Origin of the sequence: Aquirufa sp. (genome assembly GCF_044342065.1) — a bacterium.
Lineage (GTDB): Bacteria > Bacteroidota > Bacteroidia > Cytophagales > Spirosomataceae > Aquirufa.
In genome coordinates this window covers 75,568-90,025 of sequence record NZ_JBIIQN010000004.1, presented here as the reverse complement: position 1 = coordinate 90,025, position 14,458 = coordinate 75,568, and the positions used below count along the sequence as shown (strand labels likewise).

The window sequence follows — 14,458 nt, the reverse complement described above, 5'->3', positions numbered from 1 at the left end:
ATGCATCAGTCCTTAAAATTCATCGCCCTTTTTTGCCTGTTAAGTGGGCAACTAATGGCACAATCAGACAAAACCTATGCCGAACGGCTCGGATTTCCCAAAGGCAAAAAGGTTTTAATTTTCCATGTCGATGATTGTGGCATGTCCTACTCTTCAAACCAAGGCGCCTACAAATCAATGGAGCAAGGGGTCGCAACTTCTTGCAGCATCATGATGCCCTGTCCTTGGGCAGCTAGTTTTATCCATTACCTACAAAAAAATAATCCCCAGGCTGATGCCGGACTACACCTGACCTTAACGTCGGAATGGAAAGATTATCGCTGGCCTCCGCTGGCGGGGTTCCAACAAGTCCCCGGCCTCAGCGATGGAGATGGTTGTCTATATCCGAGTGTGGAACAGGTAATAAAAAATGCCAGTCCTGATGAGGTAGAAAGGGAAATTAGAGCACAAATAGCACGTGCCAAACGGCTAGGTTGGGCACCAACCCACCTTGATTCACACATGGGGACATTATTCGCCTATCCGCCATTTTTAGAACGCTATGTGAAAGTTGGCATTGAAATGGGCATCCCAGTCATGTTTCCTGGAGGAAATAATAAAATGATGATCGAGTCCATGAACCTTCCGCTTATCAAGAAAATGAAAGCAGACGGAACCTGGAAAGAAGGTACCAAGCTAGAAGCCAAACGATATGGACTGACAGATTTGTTTGGTGAAGCTAGTAAACTGGGAGAGAAACTTTGGAATGCGGGACTACCTGTACTCGATGACTTACATACCTACAGCGGAGATTGGAAACCTGCTGGCAACCCCACGGCAGAGGAATGGGGTGCGTACAAAGCCCAGCAGTGGATTGAGGCAATCCAACATATGAAGCCGGGGGTAGCCATGATGATTGTTCACAGCAGTGACATCACAGAAGAATTCAAATTCATTTCGGGTTCTGGGGGATCGCGCCTTGCCGACATGAATTCCATGATGAATCCCGCATTAAAAGCCTATATTGAAAAAGAAGGAATCATATTAACCACTTTCCGAGAATTATTGGAGCGGCGAAAAAAAGTAAACTAACACGCGCGTGGTCTGAATAACCTACTCATCTCATATAGGCACAAATCAAAAATCGATTAAATATGTGGTACTCGACCCTACAAAAATCAAGTAAGCTAGCCTTACTATTTCTGAGTTTAGCTTCATGTGTTTACGGACAAAAAAAATCTCCCCTACCCGTTTATGAAGATAAACCATTTTGGCAAGATTATAGCGTCAAATACTATGCCAAGGATAGCCAAGTACTGTTAAAATCAGTCGCTGCCGACCGGAATGGATCCATCAAAATTTTTAGTTCCACTGGATTGATGTTGCCCCACGCAGGCCAATTTTTAAATCCAGGAACTTTAGTATCCGATCAGCGAAACAGAACTAGCGGCGCTAAAAAAATCCAACACCTTTTCACCTATGCTGACCAATTTGTCTTTTTGGATGACAAATCAATCTTCAGCCACGCATGGGCAGGAACATTGCAATCGAGACATGAATTACCAGGCGCCTCGATGGGTGCAGGCGGAAATGACTTTACGTTTTTAATTAGTGATGGAACATCCTTACATCTTGTGCATAGCTCTAAAACACTTTTTAAATCCCGTGTAGAAGGTGATCAAATAAGTGCGCTTGCCTTCGATTCCAGCACGGGGTATTTTTGGGTTTTGGCATCTTATGGACTACATCGATTTGACCCAAAGACGGGGCAATTAGCCCTATGGATAGCTGGAAACAAATTTACAGCTTTTGATGTACGGGAAAATAAGGCTGTTGTGGGAAGCACTGAAGGTTTTTTTACGGTGGATTTAGCGACGAAAAAAGTGGGGGCACTGCAACAAAAAATTCCTGTCCCGTCCATTACAGCCGTAAAAATCTTGGGTGACAAAACCTGGTTTGGGTCTACTAATGGTGCATTTGCTTTGCGCAAAGATGGGAAATTTGATTATTTTCAGGGAGAGCGCTGGCTTCCGAATAATGAAGTTACATCCATAAATGCTGGCCCGAATCAATCCGTTCTAATCGTAACAAAAGCGGGACTAGCGCAACTCCACGTTAAGTCGATGACTTTACACGAAAAAGCGATGTACTTTGAGGCACAGGTACGCGAAAGGCATATTAGACATGGATTTAATGCGAGTTTGAGTCAAATGGAACATGGTAATATCAGCACAGGGTATTTGGCAGATTCAGATAATGACGGGTTATGGACTTCAATGTATTTGGGTGCGGAGATATTCAGGTATGCCGTGACCAAGGAAGCGGATGCCTTAGCGAATGTTCGTGAAGCGTTTGAGGCAATGGAAAGATTATACATGATCACCTCAGTACCGGGATTTCCTGCACGGTCTTATGAGCGAAGTGGTTATATAGCCCAGCTCTCAGATCCTGAGCGCTGGCAACACGCGTCGGATGCCGCATGGGATTGGAAATCTACGACTTCATCGGACGAGGTAATTGGCCACATGTTTGCCTTTGGGGCATTAGCGGAATTAGTTAACGTACCCGATTTACAAAAAAGATCCATTGTGTTGATGGACACTTTGATGTCGCACATCATAAAAAACAAGTGGTATTTGATAGACTATGATGGGAAACCTACCTTGTGGGGACGCTGGAATCCGTCCTATGTGAATGGTTTTCCAACCAATATAGGAGATCGGAAATTAAACTCATCGAATATTATTTCGATGTTGCAGACGGCCTATCACTTTACTAAAAAACCGATATACAAGGAAAAAGCTTTTGAGCTCATGCAAAAGCATGGGTATTTTGAAAATTTAATGCGACCTATGAATCAAATAGGCCTTGCCCCGGATAATGCAGATCCACACGCAAAAAATCTATCTGATGCTTGGAATCATTCAGATGACGAAATGTATTTTGTAGGCTACTGGGGTTTATATCGCTATGCCTTTAATGATACCTTACGTGCTAATTACAAAAAGGCCATCATCGATCATTGGGAAATTGAAAGACCTGAAAAAGAAGGAGCTTGGAACATTTTCACGGCATTGACAGGAACAAATACATTTGATTTAGCGGAAGCGGCGTGGTATTTACGGGAACATCCACTAGACATGGTCGATTGGGCCATTGAAAATAGTCACCGCAAAGACATCGAACTTTTAGCCCCTAACTTTCGCAAGCAATTTACCAAAGAAGTCTTACCCCCCGATGAGCGACCGATTCAACGACATAATGCCAATATGTTTACGTTAGATCGCAAAACTGGAAATGGAATTTCCGAGCATAGCGCGGGGGACATTTGGTTATTGCCTTATTGGATGGGAAGGTATCTACAGGTGATCAGTTCGCCAGTAAAGGGACAATAGATACAATAATTTATCCTTAGCAAAATGAAAAAAGGGCCACCTAAATATAGGCGACCCTTAATCAAAATCCATTATGGAATTTTCTACTTAGGCAATACCACTGAGTCGATCACGTGAACAACACCATTACCAGCTTTTAAATCAGTAGCAACAACCGTAGCTTTTGCTCCTTTTTCATCCGTAAGAATAACTTTACCGCTTTCTATGGATGCAATTAGTATACCACCACTAACTGTTTTCACAGATAATGATCCTTTGGCATCTGTAATTGCTTTGATAACTGCTGCCGCATTCAAATTTCCTGCGACTACGTGATACGTTAAAATCTTAGCTAAGGTTGCCTTATTTTCTGGCTTCAAAAGTGTTTCTACCGTTCCTGCAGGTAACTTCGCAAATGCAGCATTTGTGGGAGCAAAAACCGTGAATGGTCCTGCACTCTGTAATGTAGCCACTAAATCAGCCGCTTTTACTGCTGCTACTAACGTCGTGTGGTCTTTTGAGCTGATAGCAATATCCACAACTGTTGATTGTGCTGATGCAGATGCAACAGAAACAAAAAAGGCAATAATTCCGGCAACAAATTTCAATTTCATTTTTCTTGAGTTTAAGTTCATATCTCAAACACTAGATTGGACGTAATGTTTTGAAAATAAATAAGTTAGGCACCTCCTTTACGAATCAAACAAGTCCAAGGCCAGCCGAAAAGTATTACAATGAGCCTCCACGATATCCTTTATATCAGGCGAATATCCACCACCTAACGCAATAGACACAGGTATCCGATTTTTGTGCATCAGCTCCAGCACGCACTTATCTCGCTGTTTACACTCCGAAATACTTAAATTAAATCGGCCCAATTTATCTGTAGCTAGGACATCCACCCCTGCTAAATAGAAAACAAAATCAGGCTGAAAGGTTTCGACCAGTTTAGGCAAAAAAGAATCTAGGGTGTGCAAGTAAGCTTCCCCCGAAATTCCGTCTTCCAAGCCAATATCAAGATCTGATTTTTCCTTTCGGAATGGATAATTATTTTTTCCATGTACACTGCATGTAAAGACCTCGTGCACATTTTCCATAAGCTTAGCAGTCCCATTCCCTTGATGAACGTCTAAATCAACTATCAAAATCCGTTTAACCAAATTGTGATGTAGTAAATAATTGGCCGCGACAGCCATATCATTCAATAAACAAAATCCTTCTCCTCGATCCGCAAAAGCATGGTGTGTACCGCCCGCGACATTCATCGCACAGCCATGTTGCAACGCATACAGCGAACAATCAATGGTTCCCTGTGTAATGATTTGCTCTCGCCTAATTAATTCCTCCGACTGTGGAAAACCTATCACCCGTTGCTCTGATGGACTTAGTTGTAGGTGAATTAGCCGCTCGTAATAAGCTAAATCATGCGTCAAAAATACATCAGTTGCGGAACACGACTCAGGAACAAAGAGATGCTTTGCTGTAATGCTCCCCTCATGCAGTAACTGTTCAGGGATGAGTTCATACTTGAGCATTGGAAAACGATGTCCCTCAGGCAAAGGATGAGCATAAATTGAGCTATGTGCTATTTTTAACATACAACTGGGAAATCAAGCCTAATACTACTCCGCATCTAGCACCAAAGATTCTTTTTTCTCAAATTGATTATGAATTACTAAAATCAACAAACCAAAAATAATTGAAGATAGAATTAATACGTTGTTGACCACTCCATCCGTTGAAAAAGACAATCGAATTAGGATTGTAGAAATAATAAATCCTGAATTTCGCATCACTTTTTGAAAACTGTCGCTATAGAAAAACGAGATGAGCAGCAACAGAACATCAACCACGATAAGTAGCGTAAAAAAGTCTTCAAAAAATACGTTATTGATTTTTTTGAACTCAGATAATGCGGACGGTAATTGATTCAATACGGAATTCGACCAATGAAACAAACTGTAGCTGGCCATCACGACCAGTACTGGAACAAGAAAAATGGCAATTGCTTTCTTGAATTCTATAAAAGAATTAAATCTGTTTTTAGATTGAATAGAATTTACCATTCCTTTGGGAAAGAAATTAACCTTGAATAAATAAATCAAATAAAACAAGATGACAGCCAGTAAAATATCATACGTAAACTGTCGGTCATTTTTAATCGATAACCAGTCTTGAGATAATTCTAAGTTGGACAAATCTTTAAAAATTCTTCGGATTACAATCAAGGTTATAATCTCATACTGCTTACTTACGTAGGTTGTTACCGACTTGGGAATATAATAAACGAGCAAGTAAACCTCATAAATCAATATAAAAGAAAAGGGCGTATAGATGGCCGCAATTGGACTTTTAAATAAGGAAACGTCCGAATGAAAATGAACGATGTCGTACTTTACAAGGTAAATTAATGCCAAATGAACTAAGAAACTGATGATTGAAATGATTAGAATTACCTTTTCTACGGACTTCTTAGCCTCACGCGAAAGTAAGGTGTCAAAAACACGTGAAATGAGTTGATACAGTTTCATAAATAATCAATTACTAACTAGTGGCCGAAGTGTCAGATACGTCATGTTTTTTCAATTCAGCCATTTGCTCTTTTATCATTTCTTTCACGATTTCATCAAAATAAACCCCGTCGGATTCCATATCGGCAATATTGCGATTCATTGCTTTGTAAATCGACTTCCTTTCCGAAGTAGATAATGACTTATTGGCCGCAAGATTACCAACAAAATTTACCAGTCCTGCGCGAGGCCCCGACTCTTTTTGAAAAACATAAGTTTCATTTTCCATGACACTAAACTCCCGATATACCGCGATGATGAATACGATAAAAAGGGTGACGATTATTGCCGTCAATATAACTACATCCATTTCCATTATTTATTCAGTTTAGAGTTGAAAAAATTTAACAAACCCAAAATTGTAGGAGGCCAAAGACCAATGAATATCGCCTTGTCTTTATCACCGACCACTAAGTAATTATATTCACTAAAAAATATGATAATGATGACCAAAACGATAATGAGCATCTCAGATGCCTTAAATTTTTTAAACATGAGTTGATTGTCTTAGGGTGAAAACGACGGAATAGCCAGAATGGCGACTATGAACAAATTGTTCACAAAGCGTATAACTAATTCTAAATGAAATTGTTATACGATTTAGAAATTAACCTAACTTACTAGCGATAGAATTTAGGTTTCAATCGAACGAAAAGAAAAATAAGAAAGAAAAAGATAAATTAGACCTACTTACAAACCGTTCAACAGCGCAATCCCCACGCATCCCATAGCTAGGCCAAGCCATTGTCTTTTACTTAAGTGCTCCTTGAAGAAAACATAGGCAGCAATAGCACTCAATAGAATAACGCTCAGGTTATACATCGTCAAGACAACTGCCGCATTGTTTTGGAAGGCGTCCAATGCCTTCAACAAGTAATAAAAGGAAAAGAAATTTGGTAAGCCCAACGGAATTGAAGCTAAAACTGAATTGCGATTCCAGTTGAGGGTACCATTTACCGACTTCCATATCAGCACGATGAAAGAACTTGCCATGGAGCCGATCAGCAACATCATGATGAAAGGCAACGTTCCGTGAACCTTCGAAGTCAACGTACTATTTAAATAACTAAAAAGTGTGTTTGTAAGCCCATAAGCTACGAAAACAGCTAATAACAACGCCACAACTGGTTTAGAATCACTTGAAACATCTACTTGTGGACTACAGAAATATATGGCTACAAATGAGAAAGCTAATCCCGCAGCAATCGACCACGTAATCTCTCCACCTGTCTTCAGAATAAATAGATTAATGAGGACCGGAATTACTAAGGAAATATTATTGGCCAGCGACGTAGGCGCCATGCCATTTTTTTGAGTTGAAAAACCGGAAAGTAAAAACGTTATCACGAATCCTATACCCATCACCATCAATAGAGCCGAATCTATAGCAGAAGGCCAATGAAAGGGTATGGCAGTTGGCTGGTGGAAGTATGCCGTTAAAAAACACACCGGATAATTCAACAAGATAGCAATGCGCGTATCAACCTGAAAACGTGCATGAGCTCTGAAATTCACCAGCAAAAGCACTGAGAAAATAACACTTAAAACTAAATAGAGCATGTTATGACTTTTTGACCAGATCCTCTAAAATACCTACCCACTCAGGAGAATTGTTTAAACTTTCAACTAATTGCCAGTGTTCTCCTCCGGCTTCTTCAAACAATTCTTTATACTCCTCTCCCACTTCAATTGTCGTTTCCAAACAATCAGAAACAAACGCGGGTGAGAATGCGAGAATTTTTTTCTTACCCTCAGAAACTAATTGCTTGATCGTTACATCGGTGTAGGGTTGCAACCAAGGATCACGTCCTAATCGGCTTTGAAAGGCGGTTCCATAGGTACCGGGCTTTAGGCCCATTTCAGCCGCAATCCGACGGGTAGTTTCATGGCATTGTGCCCGGTAGCAGCCGTGATTTTTTTCGGTAATGGACTCGCAACATGTTCCAAACACACAGGTATTTTTGGAATAATCACCCTTCCGAATGTGCCGCTCGGGAACTCCATGGTAAGAGAATAAATAATAATCGAAATCAACATCCTTTTGGTAATTCGCAGCTTTTGAAGCGAAATATTTAGCAAATGCCGGATGGTCATAAAAATAGCTCACCAGTGAAAGATCTGGCATAACTTGCCAATCTTTCATTAATTCCATCACCCGCTCATACACGGAACCGGTCGTTGCAGAGGCATACTGAGGAAAGAAAGGAATTACAATAAGCTTTTTTAGCCCCTTCGATTGCATGTCAGCTAAAGCTGATTTCATATCAGGTGACTGATATCGCATGGCTAAACGGACATAATAAGAATCTCCAAGCTGAACCTGCAAATCACGTGCGACGTCCTCCCCGTAATATTTAAGAGGCGAGCCACGCTCATCCCACAATTCCTTGTAGATTTTGGCTGATTGGGGAGCCCGAAATGGGGCAATAATTCCATTCACTAACAAGGAACGAAAAATGTAAGGAATGTCAATTACTCGGCCATCCATCAAAAATTCCCGTAAATATTTACGAACCGCAGGGGTTTTCGGATTATCCGGGGTACCCAAATTCACTAATAAAACTCCAATCATAACACAAATTTGGGCTAATTTATTGGAACACCCAACCTTCTGGCGTAATTTTTGTTCGGGTAGGTCCTTCTACACAAGGAGCAAGATCTTGACAACCTACAGAACCTGGAGGGCAAGCAAAAGTTACGCCCGGTATGGGGAACGTAATGGGCACATAACCAACCGGGATATCGATTTTACGGTCAATATTAAAGATTTTTTTACGAACCGAAAATACATTGAAGATACCCAATACTCTTTCTTGGGGTTTAGTTATCGATTTTATGTTTAAACTGAATCGCGTTTCTGCAGGAACATCAAACAAGGAACCTGTTGATTGTTGTGATGAAATCAAAGACTGATAGAAGTTATATACACTTTTCGTAACGGAGCGTTGTTCCAATCTAAAATAATATAACCCATATCCATCAAACGGCAAACGAGCTACTTGGCGTCCAACTACACGCTGACCATTAGTCAAAACATCTGAAAATACATTCAAATCATTATTTGTCGTAACATCCCAGCAATTACCATTGCATCGGTAATTCAATATATTATTATTGGGGAATCGAGGCAAAATACAATCCAACGTTTTAACAAAATCAAATCTACCTCCATCAGTACACGTCGCACAAAATTGAGGTTGTTCATAATGCTTCCAATTCCACATATAATAATCACCTTCGGTAGCTGCATCCTTAAAGTCCAAATAGACCGTAAAACCTGCTCGACGTGGATCGACTTTTGCATATTGTTCCAATGCTTCAAAACGAACAATGGCATTTTCTATTTCAGGCACAGCACGCATCGTTTCAACTGAACTTTCGTATTGATCACCTGTCAAGGTTCTAACAAACAACTTATATATCCCACCCACGCGTCCTCTGAATTCCGCTGGAGGCAAATAAGTACCAAGGGGCATAATGGATTCTTTAAAAAAGGTTTTAACCCCTTTTTCATCCATCACATAAACTTCTGCTTTGGTAATAGGCTGCGCTAAAACCGACGAAATACGATTAGCAGAACTAGACAAACGAACCTTACATAGCTCCGGGTCATCGGCTAAATCAGCCTCTATGGTTACGTAAGATGTGGCATCCTTTTGTACGAAGTTTTCAATGGGTTGCACACATGAAAACAAGGAAAGGACAAATAGATATAGAAATATTTTATGAAAAGGCATTCTTATAAAAATTTAAAATTGTAGGTCATCGAAATAAATGGCGTTGCGAAAACGCTCAACTCATAGGCTTTTAGACCATTCTTCGTTGACTTGAAGAAAACAGAATAGGGATTTTGTCGTCCATATAAATTGTATACGGTAAATACCCAACTTCCCTCCCAGCGTTTATGCTTCATAGAAGGATTGCTTATCGTCCAAGAAAAATCGAGCCGATGATAATCCCTTACGCGATCATTATTTCGCTCAGCGAAAACGGCATATTTTTTTCCTGCAATGTTATAACTACCCGAGGGAGATGAAAAGGGACGACCTGTATTGTAAGCAAAGGTAAATGAGAAACTATGGTGGGTTGATGGCTGAATATTCCACATCACGTTAAATGAATGGGGTTTATCGTAATTTGTAGCAAACCAATTCCCATTGTTGATGGCTTGTACCTCAGGGAAATCACCAATCATTTGATTGAAGGCTCGTGCATACGTATATGAAATCCAACCAGAGTTCTCCCCTTTCTTCTTTTGTAACATTAACTCAAAACCATACGCTTTGGATTTACCCGTAATCAATTGCGTTTCTATATTCGGATTTAACTGCAGATTAGCTCCTGAAACAAAATCAAGTGTATTTCGGACATTACGGTAATACGATTCCAGAGAAATCTCAAAAACATTTTCATTGAATGTCTTAAAGAAACCTAAAGAAGCAAAATCACTTTGCTGAGGCTTTATAAAGGAATCTGCCGTTTTCCATCGCGATGTTGGTAAAGGAGTCGTATTATTTGATAACAATTGGAAAAACTGTTGTTGGCGATTATATCCCAATTTCATCGTTGTATTATCCGCCAACGAATATTTTAAAGTTAACCTAGGTTCAAAACCACCATAAGTTGCCATAATTTCGCCATCAGCATACTCCTTTTTCCGTAAAACGGTATTAATAGAAGGCATGAGGCCAGGGGCATATTCATTTACCGTTCCTGCACCAATTCGCCAATATTTCGTGTACCGAATTCCCGCTTGTATAGTCAACTTTTCATTTATTTTCCATTCGTCATCTAAATATAGAGCTGCTTCCATGGATTGTTCAATAGGAACAATGACCGATGATACCCGAGAAACGACTCCTTCATTTAAAACACCTGGATTAATCGTATACCGAGTAATGGAAGTACCAAAGTTGAATTTATGATTTTCTAGTGGCTGATAATCAAAACTCAATGATGCATTACGATATAAAATAGAACTATTTAAATCGATGGTATTGACCGAATCAGGCGCATATGTTTTCGTTAAGTAATTTGAAATTGCCCCTGAAACCAACATACTTAATTTGGGTGAAAAATAATGATTCCAATGAAAAGAGGCATTTTTATGTCCATAATCAAACGAAGTTTGCTTAGCAATCACATTTTCAATACTAAATAGAGAATCTACCCGATAATAATCATGACTTATGTAGGCTGATAATGATATGGTATTTTTTTGATCAGGTCTGTAGTAAATCTTGGTAGCGATATCGGAGAAATTAGCGCGAATATTTTTTAACTCAGCGGGTGCAAATGCTTTGAAAAGGAAATCATTGGCAGAAAGACGACCAGCAACTAAAACACTTAATTTTTCTTTAATAATAGGTATCTCAGCCATTATTCGATTAGATACCAATCCAATGCCCCCTTGCATTTTAAACTTCTCAGTATTGGGTTCAATCATTTTGATATCCAAAACAGAAGCGGTTCTTCCACCAAAACGAGATGGAATTCCTCCTTTGTATAATTCTAAATCACGTATAGCATCGGAAGCAAAAACCGAAAATAAACCAAACATGTGAGTTGGATTGAAGATCGGTGTATCATCAATGTATATAAGGTTTTGATCCACATTCGACCCTCGAATATTTAATCCATTAGCGCCTTCTCCTACGGAAGAAACACCCGGAAGAGATTGCAAACTTCGAATCACATCAACCTCACCCATCATCGTAGGCAGTTTTTTAATTCCTTTCAGACTTAATACCGTTACACCTAGGGAAGGTGTTTGAATATCCCGTTTATTTGAAGACGCTGATACAATTACTTCTTCCAGTTGTTTCGTTACTTCGTTCAATTCTACATTAATATCCAAATTACTTTGCATGTAGATTTTCGTACGATACGGATTATATCCAACAGAGCTAACTTTTAGAACATATTCACCATAAGGCAGTGAAATTTTATAAAGTCCATTGGCATCAGATGTAACGCCTGATTTTTTAAAATCAACGGAAATTGAAGCTCCAGCAACAGGCTCTCCAGTTTGAGCATTACTAACTTTTCCACTTAAAACAGGCAATAAATTCTCCTGTGCTTGTAAATTAATTGAAAATAAAAGTAGCAGGCATAGCCAAAATTGAGTAAAGTTTTTATACATGAAAAGGATTTGAAATTTGCAATCATCAATGATACACAAATTCCAAGACTTTTCTCACCCGAATAGCGACCATAGGGAAGATAATGCGACGAAGAGCAGAGCGAAAGGAATAAGAACCTTCCAGCAAAGGTACATAAATTGGTCTACACGTAGTCTTGGCAAGGTCCATCTTACCCACATTTGTAAAGCAATCAACATATACGTTTTTATCATAATCCAAGCAAAGCCCCAAAGCGTACTCGTTAATGTGCCAGGCGTGCCATTTGTCCAATCAGCCAAACGCACAGATCCTATGTTTGGAAAAGGAGAATACCATGCCCCCCAGAATAAAATAACCCCTAGGATGCTAACTAAGAGCATCATTCCGTATTCAGATAAAAATAACAAAGCCCAACGCATTCCGGCATATTCCGTGTGAAAACCACCGACCAACTCCGATTCTGCTTCCGGAATATCAAACGGGGCACGATTGGCTTCTGCTAACGAGGCAATGAAATACAGAATGAAGAGGAAAAAAAACAGCGGCATGCGAACCACATTCCATGCTAAAACCCCTCCAATCGTTTGAACTTCAATACCGAGGGATTTTATTCCAAATAAATATTGAACGTCAGAAGAAAAAATCCCTTGTTGGCCCGCAATCTCCTGCAAATTCAAACTACCTGAAATAATAACCACGCATAAAATGGTCAATCCCAAAGGTATCTCAAAAGAAACCAATTGAGCCGCAGAACGAATAGCACCTAAAAGAGCGTATTTATTATTTGATGTCCAACCCGCCAATAGAATGCCTAAGGTATCCAATGATACAATACCCATTAATAACATAATCCCCATCTCTGTCTGAGACCCCTGTAACCAAGAACCTGAACTCAACGGAACTACCGAAAAAGCACCAAAAATAGACAAAAAGATGATCCATGGCGCAATCAAAAACAAGCGCTTTTGTGCCAATGCAGGAACAATATCTTCTTTTTGAATCAGCTTTAACAAATCGGCAAAAACTTGCAATAACCCCCATTTACCTACTTCCATAGGCCCTAAACGGTCTTGCATAAAGGCCGATAATTTACGCTCGACATAGACGCCAATGATGACATTAACGGTCAACAAAAGGAGGCAAATGATGAGCGCGATAAACATTATATAATCGCGTTTAAGGCTTGTAAGAAATCAGCTTTCAGATCTTCGATGGATTCTAGGCCGACAGCCACACGAACTAACCCATCCGTAATGCCTAAAGCTACTTTTTCCTCCGCAGCTATTTTCGAATGCGTAGTAGAAGCTGGGTGCGTGATGATCGTTCTTGAATCCCCTAAATTGGGTGAAATCGAAGCGATTTTTAAATGTTTACTGAAGGCAACAACTTTTTCAAATCCACCTTTGATATCGATGGTTAAGATACCACCACCATATTTCATTTGGCGTTTAGCTAAATCATATTGGGGATGTGACTTCAAAAAGGGGTATTTTACAACATTTAGCGCGGCATGACCTTCCAAAGCTTCAGCTAGTGCTTGTGCATTTTCCGAATGTTTCTGCATCCGTAAGTCTAATAATTCTAAACTCTTGGAAAGGATCCAAGCATTAAATGGGGACAAAGATGGACCGGTATGGCGGGCAAAGAAACGAATTTCATCTAGGTAAATCTTTTTTCCACAAATAACGCCACCTAAAACACGCCCTTGGCCATCGATGTATTTTGTTGCCGAGTGAATCACTAAATCAGCACCTAAATCTAACGGAGTTTGTAAAATAGGTGTAGCAAAACAATTATCTACCGCTAAAACTATATCGCGACCTTTTTTCAAGTTGGCCAATGCCGGTAAGTCAATCAATTCCAAACCTGGATTCGAAGGCGACTCACAGAAAAAGAACTTGGTATTAGGTTGAATGGCTTTTTCCCAAGCAGCTATATCAGCACCGGGAACGAATGTACATTCAATCCCCCATTTAGAAGTAATTTTCGTTAAAATTTGAATACATGATCCGAATAGTGCTTTGGAAGCTACAATATGATCACCTGCTTTCAACAAACCCGCCATAGATGCAAAAATGGCGGCCATACCCGTTGAGAAAGCTAATCCGGCTTCAGCGTTTTCCAACATAATCATTTTTTCCACGAACTCATCCACATTGGGATTCATGTAACGTGAATAGATATTACCAGCCTTCTCTTCGGCAAAAATGGCTCGGCCTTCTTCGGCATCTTCAAAAGTAAAACTTGAAGTTAAATAAAGGGGTACCGAATGTTCGCGGTTATATGACCGATCAGCCTGGATCCGAATGGCTTTCGTTTGTTTTTGCATCATTCATTAAAATTAATCTACAAAAGTAATAGAATAGTGGGAAATCGTGCCAATTCAGCAGGTAGTATTTTTTGCTCTGAAATA

General features: G+C 39.8%; 12 protein-coding genes. 2 read left to right on the top strand and 10 right to left on the bottom strand.

From position 1 onward, the window contains the following. Nucleotides 1-54 precede the first annotated feature (54 nt). Both ACIQZ2_RS02940 and ACIQZ2_RS02935 read left to right on the top strand, forming a co-directional pair. Entirely contained in the window at nt 55-1,071 is a 1,017-nt protein-coding gene (locus tag ACIQZ2_RS02940; protein WP_395767343.1) for a polysaccharide deacetylase family protein, read from the top strand. A gap of 62 nt (nt 1,072-1,133) precedes the next feature. Beyond that, the gene (locus tag ACIQZ2_RS02935; RefSeq protein ID WP_395767342.1) at nt 1,134-3,374 is read left to right on the top strand and encodes a hypothetical protein; all 2,241 of its coding nucleotides are present in this window, start codon (nt 1,134-1,136) and stop codon (nt 3,372-3,374) included. Nucleotides 3,375-3,457: 83 nt separating this feature from the next. Here ACIQZ2_RS02935 and ACIQZ2_RS02930 read toward each other — a convergent pair whose 3' ends face one another. From ACIQZ2_RS02930 to ACIQZ2_RS02885, 10 genes are all read right to left on the bottom strand, one after another. Continuing rightward, nucleotides 3,458-3,967 carry a fasciclin domain-containing protein gene (locus ACIQZ2_RS02930; RefSeq protein WP_395767341.1) on the bottom strand — a complete coding sequence of 170 codons (510 nt, stop codon included), beginning with the start codon at nt 3,965-3,967 and terminating at the stop codon, nt 3,458-3,460. 78 nt (nt 3,968-4,045) lie between these two features. Continuing rightward, entirely contained in the window at nt 4,046-4,951 is a 906-nt protein-coding gene (locus tag ACIQZ2_RS02925; RefSeq protein ID WP_395767340.1) for a histone deacetylase, read from the bottom strand. A gap of 24 nt (nt 4,952-4,975) precedes the next feature. Then, entirely contained in the window at nt 4,976-5,884 is a 909-nt protein-coding gene (locus tag ACIQZ2_RS02920; protein WP_395767339.1) for a hypothetical protein, read from the bottom strand. Between the two features lie 13 nt (nt 5,885-5,897). After that, entirely contained in the window at nt 5,898-6,233 is a 336-nt protein-coding gene (locus tag ACIQZ2_RS02915) for a hypothetical protein (protein WP_395767338.1), read from the bottom strand. A gap of 380 nt (nt 6,234-6,613) precedes the next feature. After that, a complete protein-coding gene (locus ACIQZ2_RS02910; protein ID WP_395767337.1) occupies nt 6,614-7,483 on the bottom strand; it encodes an EamA family transporter in 870 nt (289 codons plus the stop codon). A gap of 1 nt (nt 7,484) precedes the next feature. Further along, entirely contained in the window at nt 7,485-8,495 is a 1,011-nt protein-coding gene (hemH, locus tag ACIQZ2_RS02905; protein ID WP_395767336.1) for a ferrochelatase, read from the bottom strand. A gap of 19 nt (nt 8,496-8,514) precedes the next feature. Continuing rightward, nucleotides 8,515-9,660 carry a DUF4249 domain-containing protein gene (locus ACIQZ2_RS02900; RefSeq protein WP_395767335.1) on the bottom strand — a complete coding sequence of 382 codons (1,146 nt, stop codon included), beginning with the start codon at nt 9,658-9,660 and terminating at the stop codon, nt 8,515-8,517. 2 nt (nt 9,661-9,662) lie between these two features. After that, nucleotides 9,663-12,065: a TonB-dependent receptor domain-containing protein gene (locus ACIQZ2_RS02895; protein ID WP_395767334.1), complete on the bottom strand. Its 2,403-nt coding sequence runs from the start codon at nt 12,063-12,065 to the stop codon at nt 9,663-9,665. Between the two features lie 54 nt (nt 12,066-12,119). Next, on the bottom strand, nt 12,120-13,208 hold the full coding sequence (locus tag ACIQZ2_RS02890) for an NADH-quinone oxidoreductase subunit H (RefSeq protein WP_395767333.1): 1,089 nt from the start codon (nt 13,206-13,208) through the stop codon (nt 12,120-12,122). Further along, nucleotides 13,208-14,374, bottom strand: a complete 1,167-nt coding sequence (locus tag ACIQZ2_RS02885; RefSeq protein WP_395767393.1) for a trans-sulfuration enzyme family protein — start codon at nt 14,372-14,374, stop codon at nt 13,208-13,210. Before ACIQZ2_RS02885 ends, ACIQZ2_RS02890 begins: the two co-directional genes overlap by 1 nt. Between the last annotated feature and the right edge of the window lie 84 nt (nt 14,375-14,458).